General features: G+C 56.8%; 14 protein-coding genes. 10 read left to right on the forward strand and 4 right to left on the reverse strand.

The window, feature by feature from the left end:
• Positions 1-18: 18 nt before the first annotated feature.
• Together brnQ and HMPREF2854_RS02975 are read right to left on the reverse strand one after the other, a co-directional pair.
• Positions 19-1,371, reverse strand: coding sequence for a branched-chain amino acid transport system II carrier protein (gene brnQ, locus HMPREF2854_RS02970; RefSeq protein WP_070619543.1), 1,353 nt, complete (start codon positions 1,369-1,371; stop codon positions 19-21).
• Positions 1,372-1,481: 110 nt separating this feature from the next.
• On the reverse strand, positions 1,482-2,267 hold the full coding sequence (locus HMPREF2854_RS02975; protein WP_070618764.1) for a class I SAM-dependent methyltransferase: 786 nt from the start codon (positions 2,265-2,267) through the stop codon (positions 1,482-1,484).
• Between the two features lie 218 nt (positions 2,268-2,485).
• Between HMPREF2854_RS02975 and HMPREF2854_RS02980 the strand changes: the two genes are divergently transcribed.
• The 8 genes from HMPREF2854_RS02980 to HMPREF2854_RS03015 all read left to right on the forward strand — a co-directional run bounded on the left by HMPREF2854_RS02980 (position 2,486) and on the right by HMPREF2854_RS03015 (position 12,016).
• On the forward strand, positions 2,486-4,036 hold the full coding sequence (locus HMPREF2854_RS02980; RefSeq protein ID WP_070618767.1) for a Re/Si-specific NAD(P)(+) transhydrogenase subunit alpha: 1,551 nt from the start codon (positions 2,486-2,488) through the stop codon (positions 4,034-4,036).
• 5 nt (positions 4,037-4,041) lie between these two features.
• The gene (gene pntB / locus HMPREF2854_RS02985) at positions 4,042-5,520 is read left to right on the forward strand and encodes a Re/Si-specific NAD(P)(+) transhydrogenase subunit beta (protein ID WP_070618769.1); all 1,479 of its coding nucleotides are present in this window, start codon (positions 4,042-4,044) and stop codon (positions 5,518-5,520) included.
• 325 nt (positions 5,521-5,845) lie between these two features.
• Entirely contained in the window at positions 5,846-7,306 is a 1,461-nt protein-coding gene (locus HMPREF2854_RS02990; RefSeq protein ID WP_070618772.1) for an NAD(P)/FAD-dependent oxidoreductase, read from the forward strand.
• A gap of 5 nt (positions 7,307-7,311) precedes the next feature.
• Positions 7,312-7,500 carry a hypothetical protein gene (locus tag HMPREF2854_RS02995; RefSeq protein WP_148130880.1) on the forward strand — a complete coding sequence of 63 codons (189 nt, stop codon included), beginning with the start codon at positions 7,312-7,314 and terminating at the stop codon, positions 7,498-7,500.
• 406 nt (positions 7,501-7,906) lie between these two features.
• On the forward strand, positions 7,907-8,671 hold the full coding sequence (locus HMPREF2854_RS03000; protein ID WP_261666657.1) for a FadR/GntR family transcriptional regulator: 765 nt from the start codon (positions 7,907-7,909) through the stop codon (positions 8,669-8,671).
• A gap of 226 nt (positions 8,672-8,897) precedes the next feature.
• The gene (locus tag HMPREF2854_RS03005) at positions 8,898-9,902 is read left to right on the forward strand and encodes an efflux RND transporter periplasmic adaptor subunit (RefSeq protein WP_070618778.1); all 1,005 of its coding nucleotides are present in this window, start codon (positions 8,898-8,900) and stop codon (positions 9,900-9,902) included.
• A 3-nt stretch (positions 9,903-9,905) separates the two neighbouring features.
• Positions 9,906-10,640, forward strand: a complete 735-nt coding sequence (locus HMPREF2854_RS03010; protein ID WP_070618781.1) for an ABC transporter ATP-binding protein — start codon at positions 9,906-9,908, stop codon at positions 10,638-10,640.
• A complete protein-coding gene (locus HMPREF2854_RS03015; protein WP_070618784.1) occupies positions 10,637-12,016 on the forward strand; it encodes an ABC transporter permease in 1,380 nt (459 codons plus the stop codon). Before HMPREF2854_RS03010 ends, HMPREF2854_RS03015 begins: the two co-directional genes overlap by 4 nt.
• 80 nt (positions 12,017-12,096) lie before the next feature.
• On the opposite strand, the gene HMPREF2854_RS03020 is transcribed toward HMPREF2854_RS03015, so the two are convergent.
• Positions 12,097-13,080 carry an acetylxylan esterase gene (locus tag HMPREF2854_RS03020; RefSeq protein WP_083309341.1) on the reverse strand — a complete coding sequence of 328 codons (984 nt, stop codon included), beginning with the start codon at positions 13,078-13,080 and terminating at the stop codon, positions 12,097-12,099.
• A gap of 121 nt (positions 13,081-13,201) precedes the next feature.
• Between HMPREF2854_RS03020 and HMPREF2854_RS03025 the strand changes: the two genes are divergently transcribed.
• On the forward strand, positions 13,202-14,182 hold the full coding sequence (locus HMPREF2854_RS03025) for an ROK family protein (protein WP_186822475.1): 981 nt from the start codon (positions 13,202-13,204) through the stop codon (positions 14,180-14,182).
• Positions 14,172-14,870: an N-acetylmannosamine-6-phosphate 2-epimerase gene (locus HMPREF2854_RS03030; protein WP_070618787.1), complete on the forward strand. Its 699-nt coding sequence runs from the start codon at positions 14,172-14,174 to the stop codon at positions 14,868-14,870. The genes HMPREF2854_RS03025 and HMPREF2854_RS03030 overlap by 11 nt, the downstream gene beginning before the upstream one ends.
• A 43-nt stretch (positions 14,871-14,913) precedes the next feature.
• Here HMPREF2854_RS03030 and HMPREF2854_RS03035 read toward each other — a convergent pair whose 3' ends face one another.
• On the reverse strand, positions 14,914-15,372 hold the full coding sequence (locus HMPREF2854_RS03035; protein ID WP_034509829.1) for a RidA family protein: 459 nt from the start codon (positions 15,370-15,372) through the stop codon (positions 14,914-14,916).
• Positions 15,373-15,530 lie beyond the last annotated feature (158 nt).

Here is a 15,530-nt window from a genome sequence, read left to right on the forward strand (position 1 = left end):
TTATGGGACAAGTGCGAGTTAGGCCTCCACAGACTGTTGGTTTGGACGCTTGGTCCAGATGTGGTCTCCCTTAACAGTGTCGATAATCAGGCCGATAGCAAAGCCCAGCAACGCGGGAGTAACCCATGACATGTTGACCGGCCCTAGCGGGAACGAATCCAGGAACGGCAGTAGCCAGTTGAACGAATCACCGATCGAACGCAGTGCTTCCAACACGCCAAAGCACGCGCCAAGCCATGCTGCTAGACGGTACGTCCAGTAGAGTTCGCCCGGTACAAAAATATCGAACAGGGCGATGAAGACGATGCAGATGACGATCGGGTAGATCAGCTGGTTGATTGGAGCCACCACGTTAAGGATTGTTTGCAAACCGAGATTTGCGAGGGCGAATGAAACCAGCACGTGGATAGAAACCATCTGGATGCGCGAGATACGCGGGAACAGCGTCATAAAGTATTGCGATGACGCTCCAACCAGGCCAACCGCGGTAGTGAGGCAAGCGAGCACAACGATCAGGCCGAACAGTGCCTGACGTCCTGACCCAAACAGTTCCACGGAAGCGATGGCCAAGGCCTCGGCACCGTTATCCGGGTTAAACGGACTCATGCGAATACCGATCTGGCCAAGACCAAGATAAAACACGGCCAAGAGCGCACCCGCGATTACGCCTGCCGTGGCGGTGCCAGCAAAAACCTGGTTCTTCGTCTTGAACAAGCCAGAGTGCTGAAGCGAGGAGATGATGACAATGCCAAACACCAGGGAGGCGATCGCATCCATCGTGAAGTAGCCCTTCAGTAGGCCCTCAGCAAACGGAGTTTGGGCATACTCTGCGGTGGGCTCTCCCATCGCTACAGGAAGTTTTGCCATGGCAGACACGATCAATACCACTAGCAAGACAAGTAATGCCGGCGTCAGCCACGCACCAATGCGATCCAAGAATCCCTTCGGATTAAGCGCCAAGAAGAATGTGACCGTGAAGAACACTGCCGTGTAAATCATTAGCGCTCCCGAGCCCGCACGCTCAGCGCCAATCAGCGGTACCGCCGCCATCTCGTAGCTAACCGTGCCAACGCGCGGAATCGCATACAGCATGCCCGTGGACAGGAAGATCACAATCGTGAACACCAAGCCCGGATACTTACCAATGCGAGACGAAATGCCCGTCACGCCCTCCTGCGACGTAGCGGCCGCAACAATGCCTAGAACAGGTAGTAGCACACCGGTTCCTAGGAATCCTAGAATCGCGGGCGTGAACGAAACGCCAGCGTCCACGCCAATCATGACGGGGAAAATAAGGTTGCCCGCACCAAAAAACATTGCGAACAAAGCCATACCGGTTACTACAAGCACGTACGTGCGACTGTTACGCATTTTGCGCACCATCTTTCAAACGAAAATCGGACGGTCACATTATTATCAAGATTGCTGAAATCTCCGCTAATCCGTCCATTCTCTGGAGAAATTAGCCATTTTGTGAGCTGTTAGATATCAGATGCTCCAGATTTCAGCGTCGTTTTCCACACAAGTGTGTAATACGGGATCTCGATAACGTCCGTTTTGCCATAGCCAAGATGCTCCGCCAGGTACCATTGCAAGTTCGCCTGCATCTTCTGCCTGTTCGCCGGCGTGGACTTCAAGTAAGACGAGCGTGTGCGCGCCAGCGCCTTCACTCCTTCAATATCGAGGCCGGATACAAAATCAGTTTTATGCAACGAGGGCGCTGTCCATCCTGCGCCGAGTATCGGGGGCCGCGAGGGAGTGTGAACATCTCCCGAACGCATGATTCGAGTCAGGCGATGCACCCACGGAATCGACACATCCATCTGGTTAAACACGATCGCAACATGCCCATTTCGGCGCAGAAGCCTTGCCGCCTCTACCAGTGCCGCGCCGGGATCAACCCAATGCCAGCTCTGCGCAAACACCACCACATCAGCAAACCCCTGTGGAAGACCCGTAGCCTCAGCGACTCCCTCAATTACCTGCAGATCATCCGGGTAATTCTTTTGCGCAGCAGCCAACTGGCGCCTCATCGCCAACGCGGGCTCCACCGCCCACACGCGCGCCCCGGCCTCCAACGCCCGGCGCGAAAACTTACCCGTGCCTGCGCCCACATCCACAACCCGCAAGCCACGTGCATCCTCAACGCCTAAGGCTGCCCTCACTGACTGGGGCGGATACGAAGGACGATAATCCTGATACTCACTGCCGGCACGCTCAAATGCGTTAGCCGGCGCGCCCTCATCCCACGGATCACCAGCGACCACACATCCTCCTTCAACTCCTTCGCACAACGTACCACGCGGCAAAACTGGGCGAAAAGTCGCGCAAATCACTACGTTTACGACATGTCATTTTGGATTATGGGAAATCCCAACGCGGCGTTTGCATCGTCTTGCCTTCCCGCTATTCTCGTAAGTAGTTGCGGCTTCTTGGACTAAAGAACCGGTAAAGCCGCCTTAACCTCGAACACAAAGGAGCAGTTTTGCGCATAGGGGTTCCAAAAGAAGGGAACGGGCAACCACTTGTGGCGGCCACTCCCGATACAGTCAAAAAACTTATAGCACTGGGCTACGAAGTTGCCCTCGAAGAACGCGCCGGAGAGTTAGCCAGCTACCCCGATGCGCAGTATCAAGAAGCCGGCGCGCGCATCGCCACGTCAGAGACCGTTTGGGATTCCGACATCGTGCTAGCGCTCGATGCGCCCACCACGAGTCAGCTAGACATGATGCACGAGGGAGCAACCCTCATCGCTCGCCTAGCTCCCGCACGTAACCCGGAGCTCATCGAAGCGCTTGCGACCCGAGGCATCACCGCCCTCGCCATGGACACCGTTCCGCGCATTTCTCGCGCGCAATCCATGGACGTGCTCTCGTCAATGGCAAACGTGGCCGGCTACCGCGCCATCATTGAGGCCGCCGCCGAATATGGCCGCCTGTTCACCGGCCAGGTCACGGCCGCTGGCAAGATGCCACCCGCACGCGTTTACGTGATTGGCGCAGGCGTTGCCGGACTGGCCGCAATCGGCACCGCAAACTCTATGGGTGCACAGGTTTCCGCCACCGACGTTCGCCCCGAAGTTGGCGAGCAAGTCGAATCCATGGGCGCCAACTTTGTTGCCATTCCAGCAGCCAGCGAGGTTTCCTCCGACGGCTATGCCAAGGAGATGACCGACGCCCAGCGTGACGCCGCACTTACGCTATACACCGAGCAAGCCGCGACCTCCGATATCGTCATCACCACGGCAAACGTGCCGGGCCGGAAGTCGCCGCTTTTGCTCACCGCCCAGGCCGTTGCCGGTATGAAGCCCGGTTCGGTCATCGTCGACATGGCCGCCGCAAATGGCGGCAACTGCGAACTCACGGTTCCCGGCGAGCGCGTAGTCACCGATAATGGCGTGATCATTCTGGGCATTACCGACCTTGCGGGCAGGCTACCCGCTCAGTCATCGCAGCTTTACGGCCAAAACATAGTGAACCTGCTAAAGCTCATGACGCCGGAAAAGGACGGACAGATCGTTTTCGACCTCGAGGACGAGATTGTGCGCGGCATTACCATCACGCATCTGCGTGATGTGATGTGGCCACCCCCTCCGGTAAAGGTGTCGGCGGCCCCCGCCGCTGCTACCCCCAAGCCAGACCCGGCACTCGAAGCCGCTCAAGCGGCAGAAGAGGCACGGAAGGAGGCCGCTAAGAAGCGCAACCGGTTTATCTGGACTCTGGTAGCGGCAGTTCTTGGCCTGGCTCTGGTATGGGTTTCACCCGCGCCCGTGCTCGGTCACTATATGGTTCTAGCCCTGGCTATTATCCTCGGGTTCTACGTGATCACCTCAGTCACCCACTCGCTGCACACGCCCCTCATGTCTGTAACCAACGCGATTTCCGGCATCATCCTGGTGGGCGCAATCTTGCAGGTTGGCTCTGGCAACCTCCTCGTCTCAACCCTGTCGTTCATTGCGATTGTCGTGGCTTCCATCAACATTTTTGGTGGCTTCACGGTCACGCACCGCATGCTCGCCATGTTCAAGAAGGACTGATATAGATGTTTACTTCTCTCATTAAAGCGAGCACTCTGCTTCCTGCCGCTCCCGTTGAAGCCACCTCCGCATCGAGCGTCCAAACGTTCGTGTCGTTGGCATACATCATCGCGGCACTGCTATTTATTCGCGCCCTCGCAGGCCTGTCTAAGCACGAAACCGCCCAAAAGGGTAACAATGCGGGCATCATTGGCATGACCATTGCGCTCATCGCCACGATTGCGCTGGCGATATCTTCCAACCCCGATCGCGGTGTAGCCGTCACTGCCATGTTGATCGCAGTGGCAATGCTAATTGGAGCGATGATCGGCATTTGGAAGGCACGCAACGTCGAGATGACCGGCATGCCCGAGCTCATCGCACTACTCCACTCGTTTGTTGGCCTTGCCGCCGTGCTGGTGGGTTACAACTCTTACCTGGCGCCAGATGCTCAGGCCGAGCTACTCGGCGGTTTCCACCTGGGTGAGGTTTACCTGGGCGTCTTCATTGGCGCGGTCACGTTCACGGGTTCGATCATTGCCTACCTGAAGCTGTCGGCCAAGATTAAGGGCGCCCCGCTGATGCTACCCGGCCGCAACTGGATCAACCTGGCGGCCCTAGTGGTGACGCTGATCATCATGGTGGTATTTATTCGCGAGGGCGGTGTTACGCCGCTAGCAACAGCGATGCTGATCCTGATGACGTTTATCGCTTTGGCATTCGGCCTCCACCTCGTGGCGGCTATTGGTGGCGGAGACATGCCTGTGGTTGTGTCGATGTTGAACTCCTACTCCGGTTGGGCTGCGGCCGCCGCCGGCTTCATGTTGAACAACGACCTGCTGATTATTACGGGCGCCCTCGTTGGTTCTTCCGGTGCCTTCCTCTCTTACATCATGAGTAAGGCCATGAATCGCTCGTTCATTTCGGTAATCCTGGGCGGATTCGGCTCGGATGGCGCGGTAACTTCCGGCGACGAAGAGCAGGGCACTCATCAAGAGATCCAAGCATCAGAGGTTGCCGAGCTGCTGAAGGACGCGAAGCGCGTCATGATCACCCCGGGATACGGCATGGCTGTTGCGCAAGCGCAGTACCCGGTTGCGGACCTGACTCGCAAGCTCCGCGACGCGGGCGTCGAGGTCGAGTTCGGCATCCACCCGGTTGCCGGTCGCCTACCCGGCCACATGAACGTGTTACTGGCTGAAGCGAAGGTCCCTTACGACATCGTTAAGGAACTGGACGAGGTGAATGACGATTTCGGTGATGTGGACGTCGTCCTCGTCATCGGCGCTAATGACACGGTGAATCCAGCAGCTGAGCAGCCGGGTTCGCCGATTGCCGGCATGCCGGTCTTGAAGGTGTGGAACGCCCACGATGTGATCGTGTTTAAGCGCTCCATGGCCACCGGCTACGCGGGCGTACAGAATCCGCTGTTCTTCAAGGAGAACACAAAGATGCTGTTCGGAGACGCAAAGGCTTCGGTAGAGAACATCATCGCAGCGCTATAAACCAGCGCTGAGCTGGAAGGGCGCGGGCATCGGCTCGCGCCCTTCGTCTCTTCTTGGATTGGATCAAGGCGTTTTCAGAGGGGATTCACTGCTCACTTTATCCACACAGACGTGAGATGCTAATCACATTTTCTCGAGGTGTCGTATACGAAGTCACATATTTTGAGCTGTTTTTCGACTCGGTGACGTGGCTAACACGCGGGCGTCCTGTTAGCATTGAGGATGTAGCTCGACCCGCACAGCGCAGTGAGTTAAGAGCACAAAGTTGTGTCAGCTGAGCTTAATTTATTGTTGTCATATTTCAATTCCGACGATTGGAAACACCGTGGCTCAAATTGTCGTTCTTGGTGCAGGCATCGCTGGTCACACGGCCTCGATGATCCTCGCAAGAGAGCTAAAGAACACAGAACATCAAGTCGTGGTCGTCTCGCCAAAACCAACCTGGAACTGGGTTCCTTCCAACATTTGGGTTGGCACGGGCTCAATGCCTCGTGAAAAGGTGGTCTTCGAACTTCGCCCGCTTTACGAAAAGTACGGCATCGATTTCCGCCAGGCGGCCGCTCACAACATCTACCCGGAGGGCACGGAAGATAACCCGCGTCCGCAGGTAGAGTTCGAATACACCGATCCAGCTCATAAAGGCCAGACGGATCGCGTTGAGTTTGACTACTTGATTAACGCAACCGGCCCGAAGCTGAACTTCGCGGCAACGCCGGGTCTTGGCCCGGACGGCGGCTACACGCAGTCCGTGTGCACCGACGCTCACGCTGAGGTCTGCGGTGAGGAGTTCCTTCGCGCGGTTAACCGCATGAAGAATGGCGAACGCCTCCGCTTTGTTATCGGCACTGGCGCCGGTAACTGCACCTGCCAGGGCGCTGCTTTCGAATACACCTTCAACACCGACTTCGAGCTTCGTCAGCACGGCGTGCGCGACAAGGCTGAGATCGTTTACATCACGAACGAGCCGAAGCTGGGCGACCTTGGCGTTGGCGGCATGACGTTCAAGCAGGACGGCTACTACACCACCTCACAGCTGTGGACCGAGTCCATTTTCCGCGAGCGTGGCGTTAAGGCTATTGCTCAGGTTGCGGTCAAGAATATCGAGGCCGACAAGCTGACGTACGAGAACGCTGACGGTGAAGAGCACGATCTCGACTACGATTTCGCTATGCTTCTACCTCCGTTCACGGGTATTCCGATGAAGGCATTCGACCGCGAGGGCAATGACATTTCTGACGTTGTCTTCAACCCGGCGGGCTTCATGAAGGTTGACGCGGACTACACGCCGAAGCCTTACGAGGAGTGGCGTGCAAAGGACTGGCCGCGCACCTACCAGAACCCGACCTACGGCAACATGTTTGCTGTTGGTATTGCGTTCGCTCCGCCGCACGCAATTTCTGAGCCGACCAAGACGCCGAACGGCACGATGATTGCTCCGGCGCCTCCGCGCACCGGCCAGCCTTCGGGTACGATGGCAGCTAAGGTTGCTGAGTCCATCCTCGATCGCCTAAACGATCCCAATGCTCCGCTTCGCGAGGCATCCCTGGGTGATCTCGGCGCGATTTGTGATGCTTCTACCGGTCGCAACATGCTTTCCGGATCCGCAGCCGCGATGGTCATGTACCCGGTTGTTCCGGATAACACCGTGTACCCCGAAACGGGTCGTCACCCCACCCTCACGCAGGGTGAGCTCGGCCTGTTCGGCCACTGGGTCAAGATCCTGTACCACTACCTGTTCATCTACAAGGCGAAGGCTCTTCCGGGCTGGAACCTACTGCCGGAGTGATCAACATGTCAGAAAAAACTGCGGAAGCAATGAAGACTGTCGAACAGCTTGACCCGCGAACGGCTGCACGTCTTTCACGTGCACCGCTTCCAACCAAGTACACGACTTTCAAGCGGAACTTCATTCCCTACCAGCTTGTACGCTTCGCATTGTTTAACATTCGCACGCTCGACATCGTGCGTCGAAGCATGTAACAGCGCTACTTAGCTGAATACTGATTTTGGTGGGCCACGAAAGTGGTCCACCAAAATTTTTCCCAAGAAACTTCCAGGTTAGTTTTAAGCCCTACCCAGAATAGGGACTTACATTTTAATTAATCGCTGAGGAGATCGGCGAGACGCTGTTTTCAGATTTGTTTCCTCGAGACTGAAAACCTTGCATTGTGTTGATGGGATGACATGGGGGCGGCCCGAGTAAAAGCTCGGGCCGCCCCCATGTTTCGTGTTCAATGCCGCAACGCTTAAGTCTGAACGGATGCGACGTTTAAAAACCACCGGCGGCGCTATCGTTGCTATCTCCGTTGGATCAGCATGAAAAGGATTTGCTTGACTCTTGAAACGATAAGTGCAGGTGTCACGTATCGGTTAGTATTTTTGTATGATGACCGGCAACCTAGTGCAAGCGTTCTTGGAAAATACGTCCAAAAACTTGCCGACGAGCCTAGACACTGGCCGAATTGCGTCTATTAATAGATCCAAGGCCACGATGGACGCGGTGAAAGCGTACATTCTAGATCACCAGCTAAAACCTGGTGATCCTCTGCCCACAGAAGTTCAGCTGTGTGAAGATCTTGGTGTCTCACGCTCGTCCGTGCGCGAGGCTATTCGCAAACTCGAGGCCCTAGACATCGTGCGAGTCCAGCAGGGACGCGGTTCATTCGTCGGTGAAATGTCCTTGCAGCCTATGGTTGAAACACTGATTCTGCGTTATGCCCTTGACCATTTTGAAGGATCGGAATCCTTACGGCACGTAGTGGCTATCCGTCGATACATTGATCTTGGGATGAGTAACAGCCTAGCTCGAGAGATGAAGGGAACCTCTAATCCCGAACTAGAAAAGCTGGTTGCAACAATGATCGAGAAGGCCGAGGCGGGGCAGACCTACCTGGAAGAGGACATTGCTTTCCACAACGGGCTGGCCTCCTACTTGGACAACAGCCTGCTAAATCAGCTAGTTGCCGCTATGTGGATGGTGCATCAATCTTTCATTCCAGACATGGAAGAAACGATTAAACGTGACCTGGTTTGCACAGCAAAGGCCCACGCCCTAATGTTGGAAACCGCGCAGGCTGGTGATGCGGATGCATACCGCGATGCGGTCTACGCCCACTACGAGCCGCTCGCAAATATTCTTGACCTTAGCTGAATTGGCGTAGGAGCCGTATCGCCGGACTCTCTCTCCCCCCCCCCGTTCGACCTGCACAGGATTCAAGAATTTCGACGACGCGTCGCAAACGCCTCGACCACGGAGGCGGTAAATCTACAAAACCGACACGCGCAGATTTAACTGGTACGGAATTAAAAATTTCGGCCACCCACAAAGTAATATGCTCATAAATACATAACTAGAGCGAAGCCAAAGAGGGCGCCCAATGAACGCACACCCCACTAGAACTTTCGTAATGCAGATCCTGCGACTGCTGATCTGGGTGGTAATCGCCGTTGCGCTAGTTAAGTTCGCGTTCTTTCCAAACCAACAAAAGGCGCCGGATTTGGTGGGAGATGGGGACTTCACGTTCCCCACCACGCAGGTGACGCGCTCTGATATTTCGCACGAGGTCACGCTGGATGCGTCGGTTGTGCGAAACAAGTCTGAAACGGTGAAGGCAACAGCGCAAGGCACCATCGTGTGGCTGTTCGTTGAGGACGGCGCAAAGGTAAACGCAGGCGATCGCATCATGCAGATCATGCAAAAGGAAGTTCCTGAGGCTCCCGATCCGGGCCCCGATGGTGAAGCGGGGCCGCCCCCTGCCGCGGTTGTGACTTATCACGACGTGGTTGCGGCCTCGCCCGGCACGATTTCTTTGGATGCCCTCATCGACCAGCAGGTTGAGGTTGGCACGCCCGTTGCAACTATCGTGCCCGACACGTTCCACGCAGAAGTTCCCGTGACGCCCGATCAGTTGTATTCGCTTCAGGGCGTTCCCGAGGAGGCCGAGCTGGCCGTCACCGGCGGGCCCGCACCGTTTAAATGCACCGGTCTTAAAACCGTTACCGGCTCTCCGGCACAAAAAGAGGGCGAAGAGCAAAGCAACTCCGGTCCTCAGCTACGCTGCGATATTCCCGAATCCGAGCTCGTGTTTGACGGCGTGAAGGCCAAGCTAATTATTCATGGCGGCGAGGCCAAGAATGCCCTCGTCGTACCGGTTACAGCTGTGGAAGGCCGCTACCAGAAGGGCACGGTCTACCTCCCCACGGACGACATTACGCAAAAGCCCGAAAAAGTTGAGGTTAAGCTTGGCATTTCGGATGGCTACCTCATTGAAATCAAAGAGGGCCTAACGGAAGGCCAGGAGATTTTGGAGTTCGTCCCCCGCCAGGACAACCAGAATAATGATCCGGCAGGTGACGACATGGGCGCGGGTGGAGTCGGTTAAACCGTGTTAGAACTTACCGGCGTAACCAGAACGGTCACTCTTCAAAACGGCAATCCCCTCCCGATTTTGCGCGGGGTTGACCTAACCGTGTCCGCGCGCGATCACATTTCGATTGTGGGCCAGTCCGGAACGGGTAAGTCGACGCTACTAAACATCATTGGCATGTTGGATTTACCTGATTCGGGTTCGTACATTTTTGCCGGCGAGGACGTAGCTAAGCTCTCCGAAAGCAAGCGTGCGGCTCTGCGCGGCAGCTCGTTTGGTTTCGTATTCCAACAGTTCAACCTGTTTAATGCACGCACGGCCCTGGAGAACGTCGAGGTGCCGCTACTGTATTCGTCCTCAACAAAAACGCTTTTTCGCCGCTCGAGTTTGGCCGCAGAAATGCTTGAGCTGGTGGGCCTAGGGGACCGTTTAGAGGCAATGCCCAGCCAGCTATCGGGTGGCGAACAGCAACGCGTTGCGATTGCTCGCGCCCTTGTACGCAAGCCAAAAGTGATCCTCGCGGATGAGCCCACGGGCGCCCTTGATCTGCAAACCGGCAGCATGGTGATGGACTTGCTGGAGCGAGTGGCAGCAGAGATGAACTCCGCCCTCATCATCATTTCGCACGACATGCAGGTGGCGGCTCGCGCGAAGCAGATTTATCAGATTTCCGAGGGCGTGCTGGTTGAACGTAGCCATGAGCAGGTACACGATGCTTTAGCTACCCGGTCCCTAGAGGTGGAGGCGCAGTGAACAAGATTTTGAGCGCCCTCATCGAGGCCTGGGGCGAGATCAAGATTAACAAGGGTCGGTTTGTACTATCGCTAACGGGTGTGGCCGTGGCCGTGTGGGCAATGGCAACCGTTCTGGCGTTAGGCTCGATGGCACTTGCAACCGACGAGTATTTCCAAACAATCTCGGGAAACCGACCGGGTATCCTCACTTTCCAAGCCACGCCTTCAAGCGGTGGCGACGCCAATCCAGAAAGCAAGTTTGGTCCCTACGGTCCGTACGGCCCCGCCGGTTACGGCGCTGGGTCGGATCAACCGCAGTTTGGCAAGAGCGCCGACCTCGTAGAGGATTCCACCGGCACGCGTACAAGCAAGTTCGGGGCGGCCGCGCGCGCAACCATGACGGACCTAAAGGTCACCAACTGGTCGCGTTCGGTGAGAGTATCTCCGAACATACGCACCTCCTCGTGGTCCTCCAAATGCGATTACAAACAGGAAGACTGCTTTGATAAGCAGGTGGAACTAAGCGGCGTTGACCCGATTTACTTCAAGTTTTTTGCGCGCCAGCTTTTGGTGGGGCGTTTTATTAATGACGCCGACGCGATGCTGCAGATGAATCCTGTTGTGATCAACGAGAAGCTGTGGGACAACATGGGCAGGCCCAATCCGCTTAACTATCCGCGGATCATTGTTGAGGGCGACCCCGGCTTAACCCTTACCGTGGTGGGCGTTGTAAAAGGGCAAACGCGGTGGGATCAAAACGAGATTTTCATGCATTACGACGGCCTGATTTGTTCACAGCCTCGTCTTGCCACGGGAGAAAACGCCGCTCCGGATCTGGAATCTGGCGAGCTACGCGCACTGGTTCCCGTTGGCGAAGAAGAAAATGCGAACGATGTTGTACTAGCAACGCTAAAGTCTCAACTTGGGCCTAACTGGCAAGTTGAAAGCTACTGGTCCGGTGAACAATCCGATGTGGGCGAGGGGCAGCGAGCCATCATCACAACCATCGTCTCCATCATTGGTGGCATTGTGATTATGCTAGGCGCGTTTGGTTTGTTAACCGTTTCGATTGTGACGGTTCGCCAACGCATTCGCGAGATCGGCATTAGACGCGCAATGGGCGCATCCGCTCGGCGCGTGTTCTTCTCTGTGTTCCTCGAATCCGTGGTGGCCACTACGGCCGCCGGCTTTACCGGCGTGCTGCTATCTATCCTCACTATCCGGCTTGCCCCGAATGGCTGGTTAGACTTCCCCATCCCAATTTCATCCATCCCCTACCCGATGACCGCCGCCCTTCTGGGCGTCCTCATCGCGGCCGGTGTGGGAGCTCTTGCAGGCATAATTCCCGCTGCCATCGCGGTAAAGGTAAAACCAATCGACGCAATCAGGTACTAACACCTACTAGCATTTGGCCCGCTTACCCGGATACTTATCGGAATGTAAGCGGGCCTTTTCACGGCTTTGGTTGCGATTTGCTAGACAAACTGGCTTACCCACGAAGCCTGTTTTAGGAAGTGGTGCAGGCCGCCGCCATCATGCCCGGCGTAGGGGTAAACCTCCATTTCGGCGGGCGCGTTATAAACGTTGTAAGCCGCATATGTGGTTGAAGGCGGCACCGTCACGTCCATCATGCCGAGGCTGAACAGTGCCGGGGCCTGAGCGATGCGTGCAAAGTTCACGCCGTCAAAATAGTTCAGTACTTGCTCGTAATGATCTACGGAGCCCGGGTGGGTGTTGAAGAAGCGCGCTAGTTCGCGATACGGATTGTCATCCGTGAGGTCAACTCCCCGCATCAGGTAACAAAAGCCCGCAACATCGGGCATGGAGGCACGCACGCGATCATGAAGGGCCCCCGCCGCGATGGACAGGTAGCCGCCCTGGGACGCACCCGTAACGAACACTCGCGACTTATCCACAAACGGAAGCTCCAACGCAGTATCCACAGCCATTACTGCGTCGGTTACCAGCCTGCGGAAGTAGTAGTCTTCCTTGCTTTCAATCCCGTTCGACATGAAGCCGCGAGCGTGAGGAGAAGCTGGATGAGGATCCGGCGTAGCAGCGTATCCTCCAAAATCACCGCCCTGCCCGCGCGAGTCCATCGACAGGTGCACGTAGCCTGCCATCGGCCAGTGCGGGTAGGCGCCGGGGATTCCTCGCCCTCCCCCATAGCCGTGATACTGCACCATGATTGGCAGATCGCTTTGTTGCATAAAACCGGCCGGCCCGGACAGCCAGCCGTGGATTGGATCCCCCATAAAACCGGGAAATTCGAGGTCGTAATACTCTACTTGCTTATACGGGGTGTCAAGTGGGGTGAGCGAATAAACAAGGTTGCCTCGAGCGATCTTCTGGCGGGTTTGTGCCAGCGTATTCTCCCAAAACGAGGTGAAGTCAGAGGGCATGTGCACGTCGGGTTGGAACGTGCGCATCTCGGTCAAAGTTAGATCTGTAAGTGCCACCCCACCAGATTAACGCTCGCCCGCGAGCGCGATTCCATTTTCAAGACCAACACCCCTTTCGTCTGATGTCTTATTTGTTAGGATTTGAGAGAAACATTTTGTGCACGCAAAGGAGCCAGCGGTGGCACCAACCTCCTCAGCCACAACCAGTCCCCGGCGTTTTATCGCCATCGACATTGGCGGCACCAAAATAGCCTCAGCCATCGTGGAGCTTGCCAGCCCCCTCCCCCTCGTTAGCAACAAGTCCGAGGTTCCCACCCCCGCCCAATCCGGATCCAAGGCCGTAGTTGAGGCCGTGTTTGAATCAGTTCGACGTTGCCTCGCGCTCGAAAATGAAGCCCCTTCAGCTATCGGCATTGCATCTGCAGGCGTTGTGAATACTGAAACCGGAGCGATCATTTCCGCAACGGATTTGATCAAAGGCTGGGCGGGAACACCGTTGGCAAAGCTGGTGGAAGAAGAATTTGGCTTGCCCGTGGCCACCTTGAACGACGTGCACGCTCACGCCCTTGGCGAATGTACTTACGGGGCGGGGAAGGAATACGGCTCTGTGCTCGCGGTAGCGGTTGGCACAGGCATCGGCGGGGCTATTGTTGCAGACGACAAGCTCCACATGGGTGCGCACTTCGCCGCCGGACACGTTGGCCACGTTCCCCACCCGCTCGCGGCCGGTTTCCCCTGCTCGTGCGGCGCTAGTGGACACATCGAGTCCGTTGCGTCCGGCACCGGCCAGGTTGATCTTTACAATGCGCGCACAAGTGCGAATGAGGACCAGGCCAAGAGCGGGAGAGAAATCACTCAGCGCGCGCAGGCTGGCGAGGCCCTTGCCACTCAGGTTCTGGCAGATTCGGGCGCCGGGCTGGGCGATGCGATTGCGGGGATCGCGAACTGTGTTGACCCTCAGGCGGTGGTTCTATCGGGTTCGGTCACAAGGTCGGGCGAGATCTGGTGGTCCGCGCTCAAGAATGCCTTCCAAGCCGGAGCCCTGCCCATTCTTAAAGAAATCGAAATACTTGAAGGCACGCTCGGATCTGACGCTCCCCTACTTGGCGCCACCACCTGGGCCGCTTCCAAACTTGAAGGAGTAGAAAATGAACGATAGGGCAAACACCCTTCTGCAACAGATCAAAGGCGGCCTTGTGGTCTCGGTTCAGGCCTACCCGGGCGAGCCAATGCGCCACCCCGAAACGATGGCGCAGATTGCGCTTGCCGCGCAGCAGGGCGGAGCGGTGGCTATTCGCTGCCAGGGCCTAGCCGATATTTCTACGATTCGCGGTCAGGTGGACGTGCCCGTTATCGGTCTGTGGAAAGACGGCCACGACGGCGTATTCATTACCCCCACGTTGCGCCATGCGCGTGCGTGCATGATGGCCGGAGCCGACATTGTTGCTCTTGATGCCACGCGCCGTCCCCGCCCAGATGGCCTAACCTACGCACAAACCGTGGCGGCCCTGCACGATGAAGGCGCCGTTGTGATGGCTGATTGCGGGTCTTTTGAGGATGCTGTTATGGCCGCCGAGGCCGGCAGTGACATTCTCTCCACCACGCTTTCGGGCTACACCGGTGAACGACCCAAAACCGATGGCCCCGACTTTGAAGTGCTCCACCGCATCGTCAAGGAATTCCCTAACCATCCCGTGCTGTGCGAAGGCCGCATCCACACGGTTGATCAAGCCCGTCAAGTAATGGAAGCGGGCGCCTGGGCAGCCGTGGTTGGCACCGCAATCACACACCCCACGTCAATCACCAGGTGGTTTGCCGCCGCCGTCAAAGAGGGCGTAGCCAAGTAGCTAACAAAGAGCCGGTAGCAAAATCCCGCTACCGGCTCTTTGCCTAGTCTTGCAGTTCGAACTCGACTTCAACCTCAACGGAAGCGTCGAGCGGGAGCGCGTTTACTCCAAGCGCGGAGCGCACGTGCTGACTACCAAAAATCTCCTGGTACAGCTCCGACGCCCCATTAATCACGGCCGGTTGGGCGTGGAATGCGCGCGAGGAAGCCACAAAACCCGTCACCTTCAACACTCGCTTAATGCGATCCACTCCCCCGGCGGCCTCAGCTGCGGCAGCCAGCGCGTTCAAAGCACATAGGCGCGCAGCCTCGTACGCCTCCACTGGACTGGTCCGGTTCGGCCCAACGCGGCCCTGGCACGTCACCCGCCCGTCCGCCATCGGCAACTGACCGGACGTGCGCACCGTGTTTTCAAAAACGAGGGCCGGCGTGTACGCCGCTACAGGAGCCACCACCTTCGGCAACTCGATACCAAGTTCTTCCAAACGCTCACTAACACTCATAGCAGCTCCTTCCGCCCCAAATTTATCAAGCAGGGCCCGAGCCAAAACTCAAACCACGCGCACACACGCCTGGATTTGCGGCACTCGGCACAAAGAATTGAACGCGCCCTTACTTGCGGGTATCGTCCACAATTCGGGCAGAAAACAAGCGCCCTTCG

The sequence above is a fragment of the Actinomyces sp. HMSC075B09 genome (genome assembly GCF_001812395.1).
Classification (GTDB): domain Bacteria; phylum Actinomycetota; class Actinomycetes; order Actinomycetales; family Actinomycetaceae; genus Gleimia; species Gleimia europaea.